Genomic DNA, 22058 nt, shown 5'->3' with positions numbered 1-22058 from the left:
CCCTGACTTAGAGTGTGGCTATGCAGTTTCGATAAAATTGCTGGAATAGGAAATCAATTGGTGTAAAATTAGCCACAGTCTAACGTGAGTTTTAAGGAGTGAAATCATGAAGGCAGATAAAGAAACCCGTAAAAAAACCGCCAGCAAGATAGGTATTAGCATGGTAACGGGCTTAGCCGTCGGTACGGCCATTGGTGTTTCATCGGAAAATATTGCCAATGGTGTAGCTCTGGGCATCGCAATCGGCGTCGCAGTAGGGATGCTACTAGATATCAACAGCTAGACAGCAATGGAGTCAACCCAATCCTCATGCTCAGTTTTTTAAGATCCGCCGCAGTGCAAGGTTTGCGTTTTTTGTTTGCGCAATATTCATTTTCTCGTTGCTGGGCCTGTCTTGTAGTCGTGTCTGCTTTGAATTACTTTAGCTACTCTGTAGAGCAATTTTTCAGCCTGGCAACACTAAACCTGTTAGTGGGACTCACCTGCTTAATCCTGATGGATAACTATAAACTGGGTCTGCCCATGTATGTTGGTCCGCCTGACTACAAATATCCTGATAAGCCTGAATTCAAGCAACGACGACATACATGGTATGTCATTTCTACCTGTATATTTTGCTGCTGTATTTGGATTCAGTCAGCCATGCTGCTGCTCCATTCTATAGCATTCGTTGTTTAAATACACAGACTTCACAGCTCAGTCATTTGCCGTTTATAGCTCAATCACTTATCATCTCTGCGGCGATTTCAAACGCTTTTTCCAGATTGCTGCGGCCATCTTTCCCGGATAATTTATAGCGACTGGGACTATCAATATGAAAAGCCCGGTGCTCCTCCAGCATTTTGATCCTCAACATCTCACGTTCTTTTGCACTCAGGTGATTCTGGTGTAATTTGTCCAGCTCACCTGTATCAAGCCAGATACCGCCACAGCCCGGACACTCGTCAATTTCAACGACACGTAATGGACTGAAATAACGGCGCATCATCACGATATCTGGACATTTAGGGCAGTTTACTCGGTTACTTTCATCGGCGAGTGGCGCTGAAAACTGGCGCAAGTGCTTAGCCAGCACCTCTGCACGCAAGTCAGCTGGATTGGTGAAATTAGCCAATACCTGGTTGTCAAAAAAGGCGCCGCCACTGTGTTCAGATATAAATACCTCAATACCACCCACTTTGACCTTTTTCAGTGGGTGTAAAGTTCTGGGACACTGCATATTTAAAACTCCAATCTTCTAGCAATCGCTGTACTCATTACCGAGCCACGGTGCAAAACAGTATACTTTTTGTGTCCAGATTTGCAAAACCCAAGCATTAAGTGCCGAATTCCTTTGGTTTATCAAAGAGTAGCCTTGCACATAATCTCCCCCAACTTACCGGCAATAAATATCCAGTTGCTGTTGGGTTTCAATGCCTTCGGCCAGTACCTTACCGCCATCCAGGTGTAGCGTATCAATAAGTACAGTCTCCTGTTATCACCATTATGAAAACCATATATATTTCAAATGATTAAAAGATTATTCACAAGGAAATTCTCGGTACCTGGTTGATTTGGATGCTGATCTTAGGCCATGCCGCTGTCGCGCTTTACCATCACTTTGTGAAACGAGATCGAACTTTGCTTAAAATGACACACGGTGGCGAGCGCTAGGCTCGCCTTAAGGCAACATTCTGGATGAACAAATGACTAACAGAGGGAAAAAGCCAGTCAAAAGCTGGCAGCCGAGCCCCCTGTAATGACAGTGATGTGCCTGCTTTAGGAAAAAGGTGTTGGCTGAGTAACAGCCCATATTTAAAATCAATAAAAGCAGCCTAAGCTGCTTTTACTATTACGGGTTAGCGTGTGCAGCCGCTATCAACGCCAATTTGCTTCCAGACGCCCCAGGTGCCCGACTCGCTTGGCACATCACCACGCGTCCACCAGCGTGCTTCGTACTTAAAGCCCTGATACGTCACCTGATCTGGCTTATCGTACACTTTGCTCGCGTCCCAGTTGCCCGGACAACCCGTATCACCACCTGACGTAACTGTCGCAGTCGCTTTTGCACTGTAGTTCACCTGGCTTTCTTCCAGTGTAAAGTTCAGCGCCACACCCGCAGTACCGCTTCGGCTTGCACCAAATTCAACACCAACCTGACAACTCTGGTTTGCCGTCAAGGTGCTGGCACTACACGTATCCACCGGATTAACCAGACCAGATGTCACACCACTGGTGGTCAGATTGACTGACTTAAAGCTAAATGGCGTATTGCCTGAATTGGTGATAGTGAAGGTATGAGCTTTGGTTTCTCCGACTTTAAAGCCTGCCAGAGTATCATTTGCCTTGAACGACACTGATACTGGCTCAGCATCGCCTTTCACGCTGTCTATCCAGCTACGCAGCGCCGCAACATCTGCGTACACGCCATATTTTTCCGGGCGGGCACAGCCGACCCCCCAGCTGACAATCCCCAGCTGAACGACCTGACCGCCGGAGTTCGCAACAATAGGGCCGCCACTGTCACCACTACACGAATCTTTCTGACCCTGAGGGTAGCCTGCACAAAATGCCACACTGCCAACATTCTGATAGGCGCCGCCAGATTGACGACATACCTGATCAGAAACAAGTGGCACGTCTACTTCATACAGATTGGTAGGGCGGCTGCCGCCCTCGCTAAGACGGCCAAGGCCCGCTACTGAGATTAAATCGCCAACCCGTACATATTGCTCAACATTCCCCTGAGCTAACGCAACCGAGCTACCCTGAGTTGGTGTGCGAACCAGCTTAAGTAACGCAACATCATGGTTCAGCGTGCTGCTGTTATATTGAGGGTGTACGTATTTTTCAGCCACAGCAATGCGGTCACCATCATTGCCACCCAGTAAAAAGCCCGCCACTTTAACATTTAAAAAGCGCGCTGACTTATTGTTAACACAGTGCGCAGCCGTCAATACATAACCATCCCCCACATAACTGCCGCCACAAAACGCGGTGGTCCCGTTAGAATTGAGGATCTGGGTATAGAATGGCCAGTCTGCGGTGTTAGCTGGATTACCACCGACAATTTCAGGTTCATAGTATTCAGGACTTATACTATCAAGTGAGTGCCCACCTACATTGGCCGGCTGAGCGATAGCTGCGGCACTCAGACCCAGCCCCAGCGAAACAGACAACGCTGTCATTGAGAGTGTATTTTTAACCTTTAACATGTGTATACCTTGTATTTCCTTTATTGGGAACCGAAAAATATAAACACAAAATTTACACTTGTAAATATAAAGCAGCTAATAACAGCTCAATTTTTATTTTCACTCAATGCCTGAACTCTGGCATTTTTTATAAGAACTTGGTGTTTGCGCAAATAGCCTGATGAATGTCAAGCAAACGCAAAACAGCAAAACATAGTAAGCAGTACCTGGCATTCAGAGTTATACCCATATTAAATACCCACTCAGCCGTCATACCGGCCTTGAGCCGGTATCTACTCCCCTACAATAGCCTGGCACCTTGCATAAGCTGCTGTAAAGCGGCTTAGCACTTGGCGCTGATGCTAATCAAAGCGCTCTCTGGCTTATCATACTAACAACGCAAATCGCAGCCATCGCGAATCTCAATGCTTCAGAGTGTGCACCACCAGACTGCTGACCTGCTTCAATGCTCATAATAAGGAAAAAACAGCCTGACCCGGGCGCCCGGACCATCCGGGTTATTATCCAGTTTAATACTGCCACCGTGAGAAAACATGATCTGTCGGCATAAAGCCAGCCCGATGCCACTACCCTGTGCTTTGGTCGTGTAAAACGGTACAAACACATTTTCCGGATTTGAGATCCCTGTCCCGTTATCAACCATAGTCAGGACCAGCTGGTTCATTTGAGTGGACGAGGAAAAGGTGATTTCGGGGTGCTGCTCAGACGATACGGCTTCCTGCGCATTCTTGGTGAGGTTAAGTAAGATCTGTTCGAACTGTTGTTTATCAGCCATCACAGTAGCCGACTCATCGACCGCAAACCGCCAGTGGATCTCAGGATAAAGCGCTTCCAGTGTCTGGGTGACAAAACCCAACTTAAGTGGGCTCTTATTGGGCTGAGGTAAGTGGGTCAGACGAGTGTAGCCTTCAAGGAAAGTGCTGAGTGAGCTTGCCCGCTCGCTAATAATCCCCACCCCCTGACGCAGACTTTGTGCAGACGGCAAATTATCTTGCTGAGCCAGGCGTTTGTTGAGCTGCTGGGCGATAGTACTGATAGGCGTCAGCGAGTTATTTACCTCGTGACTTAACACCCGCAGTAACCCCTGCCAGGCAGTGCGTTCTTTTTCCATCAACAAACGCTCAGCATTACTAATGATTAAGAACTGATGGGTTTTGCCATCGCTGATAAATCGCTCTCGCAGTACCAGGTATTCACCACTGAGCTGGCCATCATCCAGTGTCACTATTTTGCCCTCACAGGCCATCAGCTGCTGGCCCAGTTTACTGCTGGTGAGTTTCAGCGGATGCTCTGCACTGGGCTTTTGCGTTAAGAGTACCGCCTGAGCAGGCTGATTAGCCATAATTACCCGCTCGTGTTCATCCAGCACCAACACCATGGCATCCATCTGGTCGATAAATTTATCCAAGAGCAGGCGGGACTCCACCGCCATGGCTTTATGATGACTCAGACTCTCTGCCAGCAGATTCACCTGGCTCAGCAACTCAGACATTGCCCTGTCACCGCTTACCCGACCCCGTAACGAATAGTCGCCAACGGTCATCGCCTCTATCAGGTTTGTCAGGGTTCTGAGTTGATGCGCCAGTAAGACTTTACTCGCCACGACCAGATAGCAGAACAGCAAGCCAAGTACAGTGGCAATAAACACCACTAAGTAACTATTCCAGCCCGCCATATGCAAACCCGTAATCATCAGCAGATAACACGGCAGACACACGGCAATGATCAGGCGTTGCAGGCGGGTCAGTCCAAACCAGGATTCTTCAGGCACCATTACTCCGCCATCCCAAATTTTGCCAGTCGACGGTAATATCCACTGCGACTCAGCCCAAGTGAACGGGCCGTTTCACTGGCATTACCTTTATGATGGCGTAGTCGCTGGCGCAGTACGGCTTGTTCGATTTCGTCCAGCGTCAGGCCTGGGTTATCAATGCTCTGCACCTGCTCTTCACCTGTCGCAGCAATTGCCAGATCTTCAGGCATGATCAAGGCTGAATTACAGACAAACAAGGCTCTTTCCAGCACATGACGCAGCTCCCGAATATTGCCGGGCCAGTCATAATTGTGCAGTGCGACTGCCGCTTCCTCACTCAGTGTTGGCTCAGGTTTATTGTATTTAGCCGCAAACTGCGCCAAAAAGTAGTCGCTCAGCGGTGCGATATCTTCCGCTCTTTCTCTGAGAGACGGCACTCTGAGCTCAACGGTATTGAGCCGGTAGTACAGATCCTGACGAAACGTCCCTGCCTGAATGTGCGCAGGTAAATCGCCATTGGTGGCTGAGATCAGGCGCACATCAGCAACCTGAGACTGACTGCTGCCAACGGCCTCAAACTTACGCTCCTCCAGCACACTCAGTAATTTGGCCTGCTGTGACAGCGGTATATTGGCTATCTCATCGAGAAATAAGGTGCCATGACGGGCCATTTCGAAACGTCCGGCCCGCGCAGCCTTAGCATCGGTGAATGCCCCTTTGACATGGCCAAACATTTCGCTTTCAAACAGGCTTTCAACAATCGCGCCCATATTTGCCGTAACAAAAGCCTGCTCAGCACGCGCGGAGCATCGATGCACATAGGCTGCCAGCATGCTTTTTCCGGTACCGTTATCGCCTGTGAGCAAGATATTCATGTCGCTTTGTGCCAGCTGCTCAAGCTGTGTCAAAAGCTGTTGCATCGCCTGAGAGCGCGCCACGATTTCATTGCGTGCTTGCGGATGAGCCGCCTGCTGCAACAGGCGGTTTTGTTGTTTAAGACGCTCATTCAGCCCTTGCGACTGCGCCAGTGTGATATGTGTTTCCAGTGTATGTAGCAAACGCTCATTGTCCCAGGGCTTTTGCACAAAATCCTGAGCACCACTGCGCATCGCATCCACCGCCAGTTCTATGGTCGCCCAACCTGTCATCATGACAATCGGCAGCCGACTATCCAGCTCTCTGAGCTCAGAGATTAAAGCCAGTCCCTCCTGGCCAGAAGTCGTATCCTTACCAAAATTCATGTCCAGCAAAGCGCAGTCAAACGACTGCACTTTGACTTTCTCCAATGCGGCCTGAGCAGTGGTGACACAGCTCACCTCGTACCCTTCGTCCTGCAACAAAAAAGATAAGCCCGCAATGACGTTCATATCATCATCGGCCACCAAAATATGCCGTTTTATGCTCATGCCGTATTTATACTTCCTTCATTTTAAAGCCGCTATTCATAACGCAGCGCTGAACTCGGTTCAAGTTTTATCGCCCTGCTGATGGGCATATAAACTGCCAACAGCACCACCAAAGTCAATGCAATGCTCACTAAACAAGCCATCACAAAATAGGCGCTGACCGGAAACAGGCCTTCGGTGAAACTCTGAAACCCCATAGCAATCACGCTAAACAGGAGCAACGCCAGCCCCAGGCCAATCACCAATTGCGTCGCTCCCTGGCGCATAAACAGCGCAATGATAGTGCGATCACGAGCCCCCACAGCCCGGCGAATGCCGATTTCATGCGTTCGTTGTGCCACCGCATTGGCAGTCAGACCATAGATGCCAATCACCGCCAGTGCCAGTGCAAAAGCGCCCGTTGCGAAGGTCAGGTGAGAAATAAACTTCATTGACTCACGCATCTTGTCACGATTTTTAATCGCTGGCATCACGGTTTGTGTCACGTCCAGGTTAGGCGCCGTGTTATACATGGCACGGTAGAAAATCTCCTCCGCATTCGTGGTGCCCGGCAAGATACGATAGGAAAGCTTCTGAAGCGTTTGCACAAACTGGCTACCACTGAGGTATATTTCATCGGCTGAATCCAGCCTGCCGAACAGAGATTTCGGATTCATCAGGTTCGACACCACACCGACAACGTACACCTGCTCACGGTTCCCTTCGATCTCCATCACAAAATGTTGCTCCAGTGCCGATTCTCCTGGCCAGTATCTCTGGGCCATTGAGTCACTGATGATCACGACCTTACGTTTGTCCGCCGTGTCGGCCCGGTTAAACATTCGCCCTTCAAGCAAGCGGACCCCAGTAGTCTGGAAATCACCAATCATCGAGATGGTATCTATTTCAGTGCCGGTCTGCGCTTGGTCAAACTCCTGATGACCAAAGTGCACTTTTTTCGGTCCCAGCCACTGCGCAACCGATACATGAGTGACGGCACTGTGACTTTGCACTTCGTCCATTAATGCATAGGTCAGATTCAGACGTTGCTGCGCGCTTGGGTAGGTCCGTTCAGGCGTGCTATAGCGAGTGCTCATCACATTCTGATAGTCATCGCCCAAATCAATATTAACGAACTTGTTGGCGATCAGCGCCGATACGGAGCCTATCAGCATCAGCAGTGCCACCAGAAACACTTGTGTGGTTACTAATATTCGCGATAAACGGCCTGCTTTTCGGCTTTGCGCCCCCGTGTTCCGTCTCTGAGTGTGGCATTGATGTCTTGTCGGGTGCTGCGCCAGGCCGGCAAGAAAACAGCCATAAACAAAGTACCCAGCATATAAACCAGTGCCATCATCAGGGTTGCACCATCCAGGCCATAACGCCACCAGAATAGTCCGGCGCCGGGTAACCAGGAGCGCAGCCCCACGTTGACATAATCCAGTAAGGCACCGACCAGACAAACGCTTAAGAAAGTGCCCAGCACAGTGATCAAAATACCTTCCCACATCAGCTGGCTGATCAAGCGCCCGGAACTGGCACCCAGTGCATTTCGGATGGCAGTTTCTTTTTGTTTTTCCAGTATTCTGGCCAACAGCAGATTACCGACATTAATACAAGCCAATAGCAATACCACCCAGGAGATCGCGCTCAGAAATAAAAACACCGTTGCGCCTTCGCCTCCGGTCTGAGCCATTTGAAAAGTCAGAATACGCGCCTGCTTTTGTACTGCTTCCATGCCATAGCTTTGCTGATTTTGCAGCTGTAAAGAGCGCAGCACCTGAGTGATTTCACGCTCGGCGTGTGCAACCTCTACGTCCTCTTTTAGTCGGATATAGACGTTGAACTGCTCACTGATCGGAGCCTGCACATCAAAGATGTTATCCTGCAAAGGTAACCAGATACGGGCAATATGTGGAAAACGGTAGCCTTGTGGCATAATTCCGACAACTTCCGTTTGTACGCCGTTTAGCTCAATAGCCCGGCCAAGCAACTGAGGATCGCGATTAAACTCATCTGCCCACATCTCTTCGCTGATCACAGCCACAGCCGGGGCGCCGGGCAGGCTATCCAGGGCAGTAAAGGTCCTTCCGGCCAATGGTTTAGTTCGGCTGAATTCAAACATACCAGCCTGAACAGCAGCGCCGAAAAAGTTTCGCCCGGCCTCCCCTTTACTCATTCGCACATCCTGATCGCGGTAAACCCCAAGTTCCGAGAAGACCGACACGCCCTGTTTGACGGCCATAAATTCGTTGGCAGTGAGCATGTCGAACTCACCGTCGTTATACACAGCAAGGCGCTGCGCAGTTTCGCCTTCTGGCAAAGGCAACGGCTTGTAGATAGTGGTATACAAAAATGAGAACGTGAACAGTGCTATCGACAAACCGCCCAATAATACCCCGAGCGTCATGACGGTAAATTTCGGCGACTTATAAAGCTGTCGCAACGCGTATTTTAGATCCAGCATCATGGCCATCATAATGCCTCCAGATCGGCGGTGACCTGAGTTGTCGGGCGTGGCGCTTGTGTATTGCGGATGTCGCCGACCAGACGACCATCGAACATTTCGAGGCTACGACCGGCACGCTGCGCCGAAGCTGGGTCGTGCGTAACCATACAAATGGTGGCGCCTTCACTGTGTAACTTGTCAAACAGCGTTAGTACCGCCGTTGCATTCTTTGAATCCAGGTTCCCCGTCGGCTCATCGGCCAGAATTATGGCTGGATCATTCACCAGGGCTCTGGCAACGGCAACACGCTGCTGCTGACCGCCCGAAAGCTGTGAAGGGAAATGTGCAGTACGATGACCCATCTCGACTTTCTGTAACACTTCCTGTGCTTTTGCCTGCATCACTTTGCGGCTGATACCAGATTGATAGCTCAGTGGCAGCATCACGTTCTCTTCTACCGTCAGATCTGAAATCAGATTAAACGACTGAAAGACAAAGCCAATTTGCTTACTGCGAATGGCTGCGCGCTGATCGCGAGAGAGCGCAGACACATCTTGGTCGCCCAGCATATAGCGCCCCTTTGTGGGCGAATCGAGTAAACCCAGTAAGGAGAGCAGGGTTGACTTGCCGCACCCGGACTGGCCCGTCAGTGAGATATACTCGCCCTTGTTGATACTCAGATTAATGCCATGCAGTGCCTGGGTTTCAATTTCGTCGGTGTAAAAGCTTTTTGTTATATTTTCTAATGTTATGAGTGCGCTCATGAATGACTCCGTTTCAGAGCCAACAGGGTGCAATAAACACCTGCTGTTGGCAAGGTTAAGGCGTAATACCTGTCGTTATTGATAACGACTTTGAGTATGTGATATCACGTGTTTAATTCAGTTTGATTTCGGCATGATCCTGCCAGTCACTGCTGTCGGAAATAATGATTTCATCGCCGGCTTTGAGCCCCGAGACAATCTGTACCTGATTGACTGAAACCTTGCCCAGCGCCACCACAGTTTTATGTGCAAAGCGACCAGCCTGATCGAGTTTGTAGAGTTGTATCTGGCTAGATTTTGGCGCATAAGTTGGACGCCGGACGTATAAAGTATTGCTCAGGTGACTCACCTGGATCTGTGCATCGACAGTCAGCTCAGGGCGCGCATCCGCCGGCAAATCTCGCGGCAAAGCAACATCAACCTGGACCATGCCATCCACCACCGCCGGATCGATACGTGTTACCGTGCCGGTTATCTCATTGTTGCGGGTATCCAGCATGACAGACTGGCCAGCCTCTATGTCCTGAACTCTGACTTCGGGCACCTGCAGCTCGGCATACAAATTCTGTTGCGAGGCTATCAATGCGATACTGCCGCCCAGACTGACTTGCTCGCCCAGCTCCAGCGAAATTTGCTGCACGACACCGGCTTTGTCGGCACGCACCAGCAGTGCATCAACCTGCTCCTGCATCCGTCTTAGATTATTCTCCAGCAGACCAAACCGAGCGGTTTGTGCCGCCTTGGTGGCTTCAATTTCAGCACGCATTTTGAGTGCCTTTTGCTTTGCTGCCTGCCACTTTTGCTGTTCACGCTTTACCGCCAGCTGACTTTTCTGATAATCAAGCTGCGACACCGTGGCATTACCTTGCTCTATCAGTAGCGTTTCGGCATCCAGTTTTAGTTTTTCAGCCTGAAAACCCAGATCGGCTGATACCACCTGATTGTCGAGCCCCACCAGTTGCGATTCCAGCGCCACGATTTTTGCATTGTTTTCGGCTTTCGCTGCAGCCAATTCCCAGCGGGCCTGGTCAAGCTCTCGCTGTAACTGCGGGTTAGACAATTTAAGCAGCAGCTGCCCCACCTCTACCTCGGCACCGGCTTTAACCAGCACCTGCTCTACCCGACCCGACACCTGCGCCGCCACCCAACGGATCTCGGCAGGCTTTAGCACACCGGTGGCCCGAATATTGACCTGAAAGTCGCCCTGCTCCACCCTGGCCGTCACCACAGTTTCCCGGTCAACAAAATACGACGCATCGCCACTAAACTGTCGTATTCCGTAATACCCCAACGCCAGTGCCAAAACCGGCAGCAAATAACCCAGTTTTTTCCAGCGTGCAGGCTGTTTAAGATCTCTTTGTATGTCCATTTTGCCTCTGTGCTTCGAAATGTGTTTGCTACAGAGATTACAAGCTACGTGCCAGAATAAGACATTATTTAAGGCATTGTTTTATAATAACTTTTAATTTTCATCACTCAGAACTAATAAAGAGGTGTGTCGATATTGAGACAGGTGAAACTATGAGGTGTGCCAGAAGTGAGACAGGTGTTAAATTGAAAAGGAGTAAGAAGGCGAAACGAAGCATGCCTTCGTTTCTATTGTGCTGGTGCAAACATAACTAGTTATATAAACTTGCAAACCTGCAGCTTTTGCCTTCACACACCTCTTTCATTGCTTTTTTGCAGTGCGGTGTCACGTCTTTGGGATAGTCAATTTCCGCATTTTTCATCGCGAGCACACTAAGCACCCCAACTTGACCATCATAGGTAGCAGGCAAGTTCACACCGAGCGGGCTACCACCCAAATATTTGTGCGCCCAGTCGGGCACCCTTATGATCATGTCCCCTGTCAATTCCAGATCCTGTTCTAAGAAATCACGATTATTTGGAATTAATGAAGGTCTGCTATTTACTGTGTAATCCACGGAAATCCGAAACGCATAACCTGCATCTACAAAGTAAGTCTCGGATGCATCAAAAGGATGCTTATATAAATTCAGGGTCGACTGATGTTGCGACACGGAATAGGGAGTAAAACAATTTTCCAGCTTAATATTCTCACCGAAAAAGTAGCTGCACCCGCTTAATAATGACGCAACCACGCACAGAATGGTCATTTTCTTTTTTATTGTCATCGTGTTACCTCGTTTATAAAACCCATTTTAAACTACCAAGAAGTGGCTCTCTGAAAACCGGTTGGACACTCGCACTGTTCCTAATTTAAACCAGGTAAAGGACATATTCTTCTTTCACCCAAAACACAGGAAAGCATGTTCAAGGAACATAAAAGCCAGCCTCACAATTGGCGACCGTCAATAAAAGACACAGCAACTTAGCATCGAAGCAATTTACTTTCAATGACTTACACTTCTATAGATGACAAGTAGTGCTGGTTGATCTGAGTGGAGTAGAAAGCCTGATGAGCAACGCCTATCGTCTGCCTGGACATTACAATTGCGGATATTACCACCCACATCTGCTTCGAATCTTGTTTAGCAACGGGTGCACTTTCGATCGGATAAAGCGCCCCATTTTTTGGTGCTGCTTCGTAAACTTGTAAGACAGGCTCTGGCACAAGTGCTTCTAGTGTTAATCCCGGGGCAGAATGAGACCACGTTCCTTGGGGTAGCTGTCCTTGGACATCTGCCATAGAAACCTGATACCAAAAGCTCAAACACTGTACACCTATACAGGTATAAGTAAATATGACCGATTTGCCTGTCAAATTTCTCGTTTTCTCCGCGCATTCAGGTCTCGTTTAAGTCAGCCATCATTTTGAATTTAAGAGAGTCAGTAAGTTAGTAGTTTTACATAACGAGACCCCAAGTCTCGCTATCAACGAGACTCGGTTTAACAGAGCCGTTTTGGCTTGAGTAGCTAGTACAATAGTGGTAGGTTATTGTTCTTATTATGAATAAAATAATTTAGCTGTGATCTGTACGGTTTTAGGAACTGGATCTAACCGGTATTCACGCTAATAAGCTGTTAGCTGCTCATGGAGTTTTCATGTCTAATACAGAGCAATCCATAAATCTTATCGAGCTAGTAAAGGCTATTGGTCCATATTTTGTATCAGTGGCAGGTATGTTATTTGCCTTTATTCAATCAAAGCGGCTCGCTGAGATTACTAAAGAAAAAGATCTAGAAATTGCCAAACTTCAACAACAATCTATTCTTTCGATGGAAAATTCAAAATCGAAGAGTTCCGCAATATTAAAGTTGCAGGAAATTTATAGTCCCTTATTTGCAAAAGTAACAGCAATCTTAAATGTTTATTGTGGAACAGTTTCTAGCAAAAAAAGAAGTGAAGAAATTAAAGCTGACTTGGCTAAATGCTTCGCGGATGACTATAACTCATTAACATTTGAGAGTAGAAAAATAGTTTTGGCAGAGGCAATTGCGATTTGCCAAACCTTAAAAGATCATAACTGCTACGAGCTTGCAGTTAAACTAGATAACAAGATTACAGAAGCACTAGCACTAGTTGACGTTTCCGGTACGTGTTCAGGTGAAGAGCACGTTGAGCCTATATACAAAGCTCTACGCGAATTAAGTTTGTTATACGTTGCATTCTTCTATCGACTAGCAAACATTGAAACCGCAGCTAACAAGTCAAGTAATACGGATGCAGCAAGCTGCACCGGTTCTTGAGACGTTATAGCGCAAGGGAATTATGCAGATAGATTTAAGTACAATTAAAACGGAAGAACAGCTACATGTTCTTTTGTCGTCAGCATTCTCTTTCCCTGATTTTTATGGTCATAATTGGGATGCGTTTTGGGATTCAATTACAGGTTTAATTGAATTGCCAGCAAATATAGAATTTACGGGTTCTCAAAAGTTTCGGTTAGCTCTACCAAGTTCATATCAGCAACTTCAAACGTGCTTCACCGACTTAAAAATTGAGTACCCAAGTATAAATTGCATTGTGGTTTGGAGCTAATGCGCTATAACAAGTTGCTCAAGTTTACTCACTGCGTTCGTTGGAACAACGCAGACACCCATTCAAAAACTTGTCTACCATGCCTCCGCCATCTATGCTTTTAATATGCTACGGCTCCAAGGATAAGGACGAAGCAAATGCCAATGGCACGGAAAAGCCAGGTCAGTTTAGTTGACACAAAATATTACCATTGCATCTCGCGCTGTGTCAGGCGTGCCTTTTTGTGTGGTGAGGACCCATTAACAGGCCAATCTTATGAGCATCGCCGTGAATGGGTTGAAGAAAAGCTTCTCCTGCTGGGCACCATTTTCTGTATCGATATCTGCGCTTACGCTGTCATGAGCAATCATTCCCATATCGTATTATATGTGGATGATAAAAAAGCCAATCGATTGAATGACAAAGCCATCGTCATCCGCTGGCATAAGCTATTTAAGGGAAACTGGCTGACGCACAAATTCATCGAAGGTAACGAACTTAATCCGTCTGAGCGTTTGATGCTTGACGATATTATCGAGAAGTATAGGGAGAGACTTGCGAGTATTAGCTGGTTTATGCGCGTACTGAACGAAGACATTGCCCGCCGAGCCAATAAAGAAGATGGCTGTACAGGCCGCTTCTGGGAGGGCAGATTTAAGTCCCAGGCACTACTCGATGAAGCCGCTCTGGCCGCCTGCATGGCCTATGTTGACCTCAATCCAATCAGAGCCAAAATGGCCAACACACCCGAAACCTCTGACCATACCAGCATCAAAAAACGCATTGAACACGCCCGGGAAGGCACGCAACCGAAGAACCTTCTGCGTTTTGCTGGCAACCCCAGACAAAACATGCCCAAAGGATTACCCTTTGAGCTTAAGTACTACATTGAACTCGTAGAACTCACCGGCCGATGCGTTCGTGCAGACAAGCGAGGTCACATCTGCGAAACCCAGCCTATTCTCGCTCGGTTACAGATAGAGCCAGAAGACTGGCAAAAACTCACTACACGATTTACCAAAATATTCCCTGGTGCCGTCGGCAGACGGCAGGCAATGACTGAATACTGTGCGCATCTACAAAAAAAGCGACGCCCCAATCTGACTAATTGTGAGCGCTTATTGGGCTAGCATAAGCCTCTATCCGAAGTTTAAATGATGAATGTCACACTCAATCAACGCTTAACCGTGCTACGTGGTTTGCAAAAACTACGGTTTCTGCTGTGGTTCCTTACCCATGAAACCGCCTCTCGCGATTTCTCCCTAATCTAAGCCTATATAGCACTTGCTTTCATCAGCTAAGAAACTAAAAAATAGACAGATAACTCTGGGTGGCTATATTTTGTTCCTTTGTACTGGGTGTCTTTGTTTTGTCTTGTACTGGGTGTCTTTGTTTTGCTTTACATTGTTTTGCTTTAAAAAGTTGGTGCACTTCCAAGTTGAACCTGCCAAATAAATTTGATCAAACAATACCTTGGGTGTCCATTACATTGTTACATTGTTGGGTGTCCATTACATTGTTGGGTGTCCATTACATTGATTTTAAAAATTATTATCTGAGGGTTCCTCAGTTTGTGGCGTTATGCGCTTTTTTCACTTTCAACTTCCCAATAAACGGAGTGTAGTTTCTTCTCAATAAAATCGATGAAAACTTTAACTTTCTCTGGCATGTGCCGTCTTTCTGGATACACAGCAAAAATGCTGTGGTCTGGCAAATCATAGTTAGCCAATACTTGAACTAGCTGGCCTGTATTGAGGTATCTCTGCACAATAAATGTTGGCATTTGACAGATCCCTAGTCCTTGTAAAAGCATCTCACATATAACATCACTGTTATTTACTATGAAATTTCCAGTAGGTTCAACCTTGAGTTTTTTACCTGCTTTTAAAAAAGTCCACTCAACACCAGCTTGGAACAAGCTGTAATAGATGCAGTTGTGGTCTTTCAAGTCGTGCGGAGTATTGGGAGTACCAGCTCGTTGCAAATATTCAGGGGCAGCACATACAACACTTTTGCACTTAGCGAGCTGTCTGGCAATTAGGCTTGAATCTTTTAACTCTCCGATCCGAATCCCAACATCGTAAGCACCTTCGATCATATCAACAACTTTATCATCCATACTTAAAATAATTTTTATATCCGGGTACAGGTCTAGGAATTCTTTTAGGTGAGGGGCTAGGTGTAACCTGGAAAATGTCATCGGGGCATTAATCTTTAATGTACCTTTAGGACTGCCTTGATTTAGTGTCGCTGCGGTAATTCCTTGCTGAGCTATATATACAGAATTACGAGCGTAATCTGAAAACTCCTCGCCTGACTCCGTTAATGTCAACTTGCGAGTACTTCGATGGAACAACCTTGTACCAAGGCTATCTTCTAAACTAGATATACGTTTGCTCACGGCTGACTTTGTCATTCCAAGGCGCTCGGATGCCAACGAGAATGAGCCCGACTCTACAACTGCTACAAATATTGGGATTGCGGAAAAAACATCTTTCATTGGTGAGTTTTACTCAACTTAGTTGTGATGAATAGTCCATTATGCCTCGATTTGTTATCAATTATAATACTCTCATTAGAAGAGGAGAATTTATGTTAAGACAAAGTGGTTTAGCTCTTGTAGCTATTTTTAGTGGTCTACTGCTTGCGTTAATGATTAGTGTTAATGCCGAATTAGCGGATACTACGTCTGCTTTCCAAGCATCTTGGATTGCTCATGGAGTTGGTGGCATTACAGCGTTGCTTCTATATTGTGTATTCAAAGAAAATGACGATCGTGCAAACCGGCCTGAAATTAAAAAACAGTATTGGTTTGGAGGTGTTCCAGGAGCCCTAACAGTAGTTTTTTCATCAATGACAGTACAGAGTTATATAGGGTTGACAGGAACTTTAGCGTTAGCACTCATTGGGCAATTTCTTTTTTCATTAATTATTGAACATTTTGGTTTGCTAAACCAGCCAAAAACTAAGGCCACGGTAGCCAATCTATTGCCCACATTATTAGTCGCAACAGGAGCAATGTTAATAATTTACGGTAGGGTTGAGATGTAATGGAGTTTATAATATTGGGTCTTCTTAACGGGTTTTGTATCACTTTAAGTCGAATTTTGAATGGTCAGCTTAGTGTGCATAATGGTGTATTTCATGCTTCATTCGTGAATCATATTGTGGGATTTGTTTCACTGTCCTTATTGTTTATATTTATATCTGAGCCTGTAAGTACATTACCTCAAGATCTAACTTTATATGCTGGGGGAGTTATTGGTGCGCTTTACGTAGCAGTGAATAGTTTTGTTATGGTTAGACTTGGTTCAACAAATTCAATCGTATTGGTTGTCGCTGGACAAATGTTGTTTGGTTTGTTCATTGAGGTTTATGGTTTCGGCTTTGAACAATTTGGAGTACAGTTTCTTGGGGCTGTTTTAATTGTCACTGGAGTCTTCCTTAAGGGAAAGTTAAGCTTTAAAAACAATTGATTACAACTTGTTAAGTACGTTCATAACAAGAGACTATGACGTCAATCGAACGATGCAGACACCCTTTCAAAAACTTGTCAGCCAACCTAAAAAAGAGACAGATAACGCTGGGCGCCTGGGTTTTGTGGGGTTTGAGATATAATCCCCTTCATTCGTTAAGCTTACCGCCAGAGTGCTGGATTGACAGTAAATAGGGCTCACTCTCTTCTCCCGCTGGTGAAACCGCGATTATTTGTAGTACTAAGTCTATTTTTTCCCTAATTTTTGTGCCACCGTCATACCATGTAAAATACAGTGCGTTTTCCTCAAAGTTATCGCGTCTGGGCATAACTGGAAAGTCTGGAATTATGTAATTGCCAAAAACGCTCCCCGACAAAACTTTTAACCTATATCCGGTAGTTTCAACTGGGTTTTCGTTGTCAAATTGTATTTTTATGACGCCATTTCCTGAACATGAACCACCATTTCCATCATCATAGCCACGTTTGATTAACGCCAAGTTAGCTTTGGGTATCACCAAAGAGTGGCTTTGATTTTTGTCCTGAATACCAGGTGAGAATTTTGTGTAGCCGGGAGCAGGTTTGCAAGCATTGGCTGTACCATGTATCAAAGCCAGAAGGATTACGGCTAAGATTTGCCACATACCTCGTTTGTTTAGATTCAATTTGTAAAGCAAAAGATTAAGAGGCTGTTTTGCTTTCTGTTGATGAACACCTGGCATGTAAGTTACTCCATATAAAATCTGGGTAGTCCAAGTTGCATCTCTAAAGGCAAAGGCTACTCTTTGCTATCAGGATTAGATACAAACTCTGTGACAATAAAACAAGCTTTGTTTCTATTTTATATCCTAGCTCCGTGACAATAACCAGAGTCAAGAGCGCGTCCGCGTATCACCTCACCGCAACTAAACTATAGGTCTATGAAAATTATAGACTATGCTGAATAGTGTTTGATTCTTGAATAGGGCAAGTTATGCAAAAGGCACTCAAATTATTACTTTCCATTTTGATTGTCATCGTCACCTTTATCGCTTCCGCAACCCTTGCGGGCATAATGGCAGAGTATGCAGGTTGGTGGAAAAAACCCGTGATAGGCGGCGTTGCAGCGGCATGTGTGGTGCTTTCAGGTTATATGAGCGCACCTGGCCATAGGCTGTATTATGCAGCCGCATGGCTGGGAATTGGTGCTGTCGCCGCCTGGGTGATGTCTAATGCATTTATGTATGCAGAGGATGCCAATACTTTAGTGCCCTTGTATATCACCTATGCCTGTGGTTTAGCAGCTTTAGTATTTTGCTGGGCTTGGGAGCGTAAGCGGTGTCACTACCACCAGCAGAGTCAAGGGTCGTGATATGACCCCACGTTTAATCAACCTTAGGCATTTTTCAATCCTAATCGCGCTCGCTTTGATCTTGATGTTTTTTAGCCACTTAATGCGCCATAACCCCTTGTAACTTTGTGTAATAGATAAAACTCTGGCCCTGAAATATGCTCTTAAAGCAAAGCTTAAAGGAGCATATAAAATGAACAGTGAAATAGATATTGCCATTGTGGGTGGTGGTGTGTCGGGCGTATATAGTGCTTGGCGTTTGCAACAAACGTATGGAAACACAAAGAAAATAGAACTGTTTGAGTATAGCGACCGGATAGGTGGCCGACTATACAGTCGCACCTTACCGGGTTTACCTAACGTTGTTGCGGAGCTTGGCGGGATGCGATTTATCCCGGATGAGCACATTATGGTGAGCACTTTGGTGGATGAGCTTGGGCTAAAAACCAAAGACTTTCCCATGGGCTCTAAATTACCCTTATACCCTTCTGACAAGGCAAGCTCTGTTGAGGCTGGCAGCGAAAACAATTTATTTTATCTGCGTGGCCAGTACTTCAGATACCGTGATTTTGCCGAGTGTCCAGACAAAATTCCCTACAATTTAGAAGAAACTGAGCGCGGCTATGGCCCGGAAGACCTGCAAGTTAAAGTCATGAACTTAATTTGCCCAGGCTTTGCTGATATGTCTTTATCTGAGCAGATGAAAGTAAAAGTGTTTGGTAAAGAGATATGGAAATTCGGCTTTTGGAACCTGCTTGAACATGTGCTAAGCAACGAAGCATACCTGTTTATGAAAGAAGCGGGCGGATACGATGCCAACGTAGCCAATGCAAGCGCGGTCACACAGCTGCCTGCAACAGAGTACAGTGACGATACTGTGTTTAAAACCTTGAAAGACGGCTTTCAGGCGTTACCTCTGAAGCTGTGCGAAGAGTTTCAAGCAGCCAACGGTTGCGTTAATATGCTTAAGCGTTTGGTTAAGATAGAAATTCATAAGGGTTGTGAACATCGCTACGAGCTCATTTTTCAACCCATGATGGAAACCGACAGTGGCCAGGTGGTCGACGCAGATGAACCCACTCAACGCGTAAAAGCAAAACAGATCATTCTTGCGATGCCAAGACGCTCCCTTGAACTGATTGAGTCAGAGTTTTTTGAGCATCCTTGGTTAAAAGAAAATATCCCGTCGGTCTTGATCCAAAAAGCGATCAAGATGTTTATGGCATACGAGCAACCCTGGTGGCGCAGCCTGGGATTGGTGGCAGGCCGCTCAGTGACCGATTTACCCATTCGCCAGACTTACTATATGGGCACCGAATGTGACCAACAAGAATGCGTTGAGTTTGAGGTGAATGAGCAAGGCGAGCAAGTATGTAAAACACTAAAAACCTATGGCGAGCCAAATACCAACTCTTTGTTAATGGCTTCATACAACGATATTGGCACCATCCCCTACTGGAAAGGGCTGGAAAAAGGCGAGCATTACCCGGGTTTTGTACCAGCTTACGGCTGTGAAGGTTTTGGCAGTAACGAAATTGTGCCTAAAAATCAGTATCAAATCACCACCAGTATGGTTGAAGCGGCGCATCGTCAAATTCAGGCTTTACATAATCAAAAAGCCTTACCTATGCCTTACTCCGCGATTTACCAGGAATGGGGCGACGATCCGTACGGCGGTGGCTGGCACGAATGGAAAGCCAATTATCGTCTTGACGAGATCATGTGCAGAATGCGCCACCCTGTTGAAGAAGAAAATATTTATATTGTCGGTGAAGCTTACTCCTATGAGCAGGGCTGGGTTGAAGGCGCGCTTAATACAGCAGAATCGACATTGGCGCAGTTTTTTGGCCTGCCCACACCGCAGTGGTTAACCAAAGACGAGGCACAATATGAGGAATGGCTAAAAACTCACCACAACTACCTCCCCGTGGATTGTACTAACGGATGTAACCCAAGCACGGTTCAAAATGAACAACCGAATGCGAACCCGGACACGCTCGATGAGGTCACGGAATTTGCTTACAGGGGGATCAACCATGAGTACCAATAATTACACGGTTGCATACCACCTGCTCCGTCGCCTAAAACAGTTTGGGCTCGACAAGGTATTTCAAGTGCCGGGAGACTATGTACAAGAGTTTATGACCACGTTAGACAACTTTGATGGTATTGACGCCGTCGGAGATGTGACTGAGCTGGGAGCGGGTTATGCGGCGGAAGGATATGCCAGATACAAAGGCATTGGCGCGGTATCTGTGCAATATGGTGTAGGCACATTTAGTGTATTAAACGCCATTGCAGGCGCCTATGTAGAGCGCAATCCCGTTGTTGTTATCTCTGCGAGTCCTTCGGCCGAGAACCGTGTGGACATTGAAGAAACAGGCGTACTGTTTCATCACTCAACCGGAGATTACAGCGCAGATAAAAAGGTCTTTGAAAACGTGACGGTTGCCAGCGAGATACTGGCTGACGCGCAGTCAGCTCCCGCTATTATCGATAATGCCCTGCAATTGGCAATGAGTGAAAAAAGGCCTATTTACTTAGAGGCGTGGCAAAACGTATGGGGAGCAGAGTGCCCCAGGCCTGAAGGCGATTTGATTATTCCACCTCTGGGTGCTAACCCAGCTATGATGACGTCATTGTTAGACAAAGTAATAACCCGGCTCAAAGCCGCAAATAACCCGGTTGTGCTGTTGGGTATTGAACTGGCGAGGCTCGGTTTGCAGGAGCAAATCGTTACGCTTTTAAGCAAACTCAACATCCCCTACACCACAACCACGCTGGCAAAATCGGTCATTAGTGAAACCCATGGCGTTGGCAAAGAGCTATTTGTGGGCACATACGCAGGCGAAGCGTCCTGGCAGGATACGTTTAACTTTGTGAGTGAGAGCGATTGTATTCTGGCGCTGGGGGCTATTTTCACTGACGACTATCTCACCATGTTAAAAACTCAAGGCAATGACCTTGTCAGAGTAAATATGAATGTCGCTCGGGTTGGCGAGAGTGAACAATTTAGCGGCATTAATCTGGCACAGTTCATTGATGAATTGAACCGTTATATTGATAGCCACCCGTTACAACTCAACAGCCAGCTGCCTGCCATTCGTAATCTGTACTTGACCGAAGATGTCGACAGCAACGCAAACATTACCTACGACAACTTTTTCAGCGTTTATCAAAAGCAATTGCAAACCTGTGAAACGGTTCGTGATTACAACCTGGTATTAGGCGAAAGCTCGTCGCTATACATGGCTGCTCGTTTAACTGGCCTGGCAGAAAACCGCTTTGTGAGTGATGCGGCCTGGGGTTCTTTGGGTCATGAAACCGGCTGTTCACTGGGCACCGGCCTTGCCGATGATAAGCGTAGCGTGGTGGTTGCCGGTGATGGGGGCTTTATGATGATGTGCCAATCCCTCTCCTCCATTAGCCACTATAACCTCAATACCGTGGTGTTTGTGATGAACAATCAGGTATACGCCATAGAGCAATCGTTTGTTGATATCTGCGCCTTTACCCCTGCGGCTGATTTTGCGCCATTCGATAAACTTCATCACTGGAACTATGATTCATTGGCAAGCGCATATGGTGTTAATTATTTAAAGGTCGAAAAAGTCAGCGACCTGGACAATGTTTTTTCTGCCATTAAGCAGCACCCAACATCGCCTTATTTAGTTGAAGTAAAAATAGCTGAAAAAGATCTTGCCCCGGCAATACAAGATTTAGCAGAAGCGATCACGGGTACTAAGGTAAGCGACTGCACATGCCAAAAGACTATGTGAACAAGGA

21 protein-coding genes are annotated in these 22058 nt (G+C 46.6%); 10 read left to right on the top strand and 11 right to left on the bottom strand.

From position 1 onward, the window contains the following. The first annotated feature begins 106 nt into the window (after window positions 1-106). Complete coding sequence (locus ELR70_RS24740) at window positions 107-283, top strand: hypothetical protein (protein WP_160317405.1); 177 nt, start codon at window positions 107-109, stop codon at window positions 281-283. A 435-nt stretch (window positions 284-718) separates the two neighbouring features. Here ELR70_RS24740 and ELR70_RS03140 read toward each other — a convergent pair whose 3' ends face one another. Then, window positions 719-1219, bottom strand: a complete 501-nt coding sequence (locus tag ELR70_RS03140; protein WP_054016249.1) for a zf-TFIIB domain-containing protein — start codon at window positions 1217-1219, stop codon at window positions 719-721. 299 nt (window positions 1220-1518) lie between these two features. Here ELR70_RS03140 and ELR70_RS25830 point away from each other — a divergent pair, with 299 nt between their 5' ends. Next, window positions 1519-1653, top strand: coding sequence for a cytochrome b/b6 domain-containing protein (locus ELR70_RS25830; protein WP_347232122.1), 135 nt, complete (start codon window positions 1519-1521; stop codon window positions 1651-1653). Between the two features lie 185 nt (window positions 1654-1838). On the opposite strand, the gene ELR70_RS03130 is transcribed toward ELR70_RS25830, so the two are convergent. The 8 genes from ELR70_RS03130 to ELR70_RS03100 form a co-directional block, all read right to left on the bottom strand. After that, window positions 1839-3194: a trypsin-like serine protease gene (locus ELR70_RS03130; RefSeq protein WP_054016250.1), complete on the bottom strand. Its 1356-nt coding sequence runs from the start codon at window positions 3192-3194 to the stop codon at window positions 1839-1841. Window positions 3195-3636: 442 nt separating this feature from the next. After that, entirely contained in the window at window positions 3637-4968 is a 1332-nt protein-coding gene (locus tag ELR70_RS03125; protein WP_054016251.1) for an ATP-binding protein, read from the bottom strand. Then, window positions 4968-6353, bottom strand: coding sequence for a sigma-54 dependent transcriptional regulator (locus ELR70_RS03120; protein WP_054016252.1), 1386 nt, complete (start codon window positions 6351-6353; stop codon window positions 4968-4970). Before ELR70_RS03120 ends, ELR70_RS03125 begins: the two co-directional genes overlap by 1 nt. Before the next feature lie 32 nt (window positions 6354-6385). Beyond that, complete coding sequence (locus tag ELR70_RS25215; protein WP_241566264.1) at window positions 6386-7519, bottom strand: FtsX-like permease family protein; 1134 nt, start codon at window positions 7517-7519, stop codon at window positions 6386-6388. 20 nt (window positions 7520-7539) lie between these two features. Beyond that, on the bottom strand, window positions 7540-8811 hold the full coding sequence (locus tag ELR70_RS25210; protein WP_241566263.1) for an ABC transporter permease: 1272 nt from the start codon (window positions 8809-8811) through the stop codon (window positions 7540-7542). Beyond that, entirely contained in the window at window positions 8808-9545 is a 738-nt protein-coding gene (locus tag ELR70_RS03110) for an ABC transporter ATP-binding protein (protein WP_054016253.1), read from the bottom strand. Before ELR70_RS03110 ends, ELR70_RS25210 begins: the two co-directional genes overlap by 4 nt. Before the next feature lie 112 nt (window positions 9546-9657). Next, window positions 9658-10914, bottom strand: a complete 1257-nt coding sequence (locus tag ELR70_RS03105) for an HlyD family efflux transporter periplasmic adaptor subunit (protein ID WP_054016254.1) — start codon at window positions 10912-10914, stop codon at window positions 9658-9660. Between the two features lie 250 nt (window positions 10915-11164). After that, on the bottom strand, window positions 11165-11680 hold the full coding sequence (locus tag ELR70_RS03100; RefSeq protein ID WP_054016255.1) for a hypothetical protein: 516 nt from the start codon (window positions 11678-11680) through the stop codon (window positions 11165-11167). An 871-nt stretch (window positions 11681-12551) separates the two neighbouring features. On the opposite strand from ELR70_RS03100, the gene ELR70_RS03095 reads away from it, so the two are divergent. From ELR70_RS03095 to ELR70_RS03085, 3 genes are all read left to right on the top strand, one after another. Beyond that, window positions 12552-13196, top strand: coding sequence for a hypothetical protein (locus ELR70_RS03095; protein ID WP_054016257.1), 645 nt, complete (start codon window positions 12552-12554; stop codon window positions 13194-13196). A 22-nt stretch (window positions 13197-13218) separates the two neighbouring features. After that, window positions 13219-13488, top strand: a complete 270-nt coding sequence (locus tag ELR70_RS03090; protein WP_082353247.1) for a barstar family protein — start codon at window positions 13219-13221, stop codon at window positions 13486-13488. Between the two features lie 137 nt (window positions 13489-13625). Beyond that, complete coding sequence (locus ELR70_RS03085) at window positions 13626-14597, top strand: hypothetical protein (RefSeq protein WP_054016258.1); 972 nt, start codon at window positions 13626-13628, stop codon at window positions 14595-14597. Between the two features lie 449 nt (window positions 14598-15046). On the opposite strand, the gene ELR70_RS03080 is transcribed toward ELR70_RS03085, so the two are convergent. Then, window positions 15047-15967: a LysR family transcriptional regulator gene (locus ELR70_RS03080; protein WP_054016259.1), complete on the bottom strand. Its 921-nt coding sequence runs from the start codon at window positions 15965-15967 to the stop codon at window positions 15047-15049. A 92-nt stretch (window positions 15968-16059) separates the two neighbouring features. Here ELR70_RS03080 and ELR70_RS03075 point away from each other — a divergent pair, with 92 nt between their 5' ends. Continuing rightward, window positions 16060-16518: a DMT family transporter gene (locus ELR70_RS03075; protein ID WP_054016260.1), complete on the top strand. Its 459-nt coding sequence runs from the start codon at window positions 16060-16062 to the stop codon at window positions 16516-16518. Further along, the gene (locus ELR70_RS03070) at window positions 16518-16943 is read left to right on the top strand and encodes a DMT family transporter (protein WP_054016261.1); all 426 of its coding nucleotides are present in this window, start codon (window positions 16518-16520) and stop codon (window positions 16941-16943) included. The genes ELR70_RS03075 and ELR70_RS03070 overlap by 1 nt, the downstream gene beginning before the upstream one ends. A 148-nt stretch (window positions 16944-17091) precedes the next feature. On the opposite strand, the gene ELR70_RS03065 is transcribed toward ELR70_RS03070, so the two are convergent. Next, complete coding sequence (locus ELR70_RS03065) at window positions 17092-17664, bottom strand: hypothetical protein (RefSeq protein ID WP_054016262.1); 573 nt, start codon at window positions 17662-17664, stop codon at window positions 17092-17094. Window positions 17665-17915: 251 nt separating this feature from the next. Between ELR70_RS03065 and ELR70_RS03060 the strand changes: the two genes are divergently transcribed. The 3 genes from ELR70_RS03060 (at window position 17916) to ELR70_RS03050 (ending at window position 22051) form a co-directional block, all read left to right on the top strand. After that, window positions 17916-18293, top strand: coding sequence for a hypothetical protein (locus tag ELR70_RS03060; protein ID WP_054016263.1), 378 nt, complete (start codon window positions 17916-17918; stop codon window positions 18291-18293). A 172-nt stretch (window positions 18294-18465) separates the two neighbouring features. Then, window positions 18466-20322 (top strand): FAD-dependent oxidoreductase, encoded by a 1857-nt coding sequence (locus ELR70_RS03055; protein WP_054016264.1) that lies wholly within the window; start codon window positions 18466-18468, stop codon window positions 20320-20322. After that, window positions 20309-22051, top strand: a complete 1743-nt coding sequence (locus ELR70_RS03050) for a thiamine pyrophosphate-binding protein (protein WP_054016265.1) — start codon at window positions 20309-20311, stop codon at window positions 22049-22051. The genes ELR70_RS03055 and ELR70_RS03050 overlap by 14 nt, the downstream gene beginning before the upstream one ends. Window positions 22052-22058: the final 7 nt, after the last annotated feature.

Source organism: Pseudoalteromonas sp. R3 (assembly GCF_004014715.1).
Lineage (GTDB): Bacteria > Pseudomonadota > Gammaproteobacteria > Enterobacterales > Alteromonadaceae > Pseudoalteromonas.
This window is presented reverse-complemented; position numbering and strand designations above follow the sequence as displayed.

What these genes read in the sequence shown, in the direction of transcription:
- ELR70_RS03080 (WP_054016259.1), bottom strand. Translation starts at nt 15,967, where the DNA reads ATGAAAGATGTTTTTTCCGCAATCCCAATATTTGTAGCAGTTGTAGAG.
- ELR70_RS03065 (WP_054016262.1), bottom strand. Translation starts at nt 17,664, where the DNA reads ATGCCAGGTGTTCATCAACAGAAAGCAAAACAGCCTCTTAATCTTTTG.
- ELR70_RS03050 (WP_054016265.1), top strand. Translation starts at nt 20,309, where the DNA reads ATGAGTACCAATAATTACACGGTTGCATACCACCTGCTCCGTCGCCTA.
- ELR70_RS03125 (WP_054016251.1), bottom strand. Translation starts at nt 4,968, where the DNA reads ATGGTGCCTGAAGAATCCTGGTTTGGACTGACCCGCCTGCAACGCCTG.
- ELR70_RS03140 (WP_054016249.1), bottom strand. Translation starts at nt 1,219, where the DNA reads ATGCAGTGTCCCAGAACTTTACACCCACTGAAAAAGGTCAAAGTGGGT.
- ELR70_RS03110 (WP_054016253.1), bottom strand. Translation starts at nt 9,545, where the DNA reads ATGAGCGCACTCATAACATTAGAAAATATAACAAAAAGCTTTTACACC.
- ELR70_RS03100 (WP_054016255.1), bottom strand. Translation starts at nt 11,680, where the DNA reads ATGACAATAAAAAAGAAAATGACCATTCTGTGCGTGGTTGCGTCATTA.
- ELR70_RS03055 (WP_054016264.1), top strand. Translation starts at nt 18,466, where the DNA reads ATGAACAGTGAAATAGATATTGCCATTGTGGGTGGTGGTGTGTCGGGC.
- ELR70_RS03105 (WP_054016254.1), bottom strand. Translation starts at nt 10,914, where the DNA reads ATGGACATACAAAGAGATCTTAAACAGCCTGCACGCTGGAAAAAACTG.
- ELR70_RS03085 (WP_054016258.1), top strand. Translation starts at nt 13,626, where the DNA reads ATGCCAATGGCACGGAAAAGCCAGGTCAGTTTAGTTGACACAAAATAT.
- ELR70_RS03070 (WP_054016261.1), top strand. Translation starts at nt 16,518, where the DNA reads ATGGAGTTTATAATATTGGGTCTTCTTAACGGGTTTTGTATCACTTTA.
- ELR70_RS03130 (WP_054016250.1), bottom strand. Translation starts at nt 3,194, where the DNA reads ATGTTAAAGGTTAAAAATACACTCTCAATGACAGCGTTGTCTGTTTCG.
- ELR70_RS03060 (WP_054016263.1), top strand. Translation starts at nt 17,916, where the DNA reads ATGCAAAAGGCACTCAAATTATTACTTTCCATTTTGATTGTCATCGTC.
- ELR70_RS03095 (WP_054016257.1), top strand. Translation starts at nt 12,552, where the DNA reads ATGTCTAATACAGAGCAATCCATAAATCTTATCGAGCTAGTAAAGGCT.
- ELR70_RS03075 (WP_054016260.1), top strand. Translation starts at nt 16,060, where the DNA reads ATGTTAAGACAAAGTGGTTTAGCTCTTGTAGCTATTTTTAGTGGTCTA.
- ELR70_RS24740 (WP_160317405.1), top strand. Translation starts at nt 107, where the DNA reads ATGAAGGCAGATAAAGAAACCCGTAAAAAAACCGCCAGCAAGATAGGT.
- ELR70_RS03090 (WP_082353247.1), top strand. Translation starts at nt 13,219, where the DNA reads ATGCAGATAGATTTAAGTACAATTAAAACGGAAGAACAGCTACATGTT.
- ELR70_RS03120 (WP_054016252.1), bottom strand. Translation starts at nt 6,353, where the DNA reads ATGAGCATAAAACGGCATATTTTGGTGGCCGATGATGATATGAACGTC.
- ELR70_RS25210 (WP_241566263.1), bottom strand. Translation starts at nt 8,811, where the DNA reads ATGATGGCCATGATGCTGGATCTAAAATACGCGTTGCGACAGCTTTAT.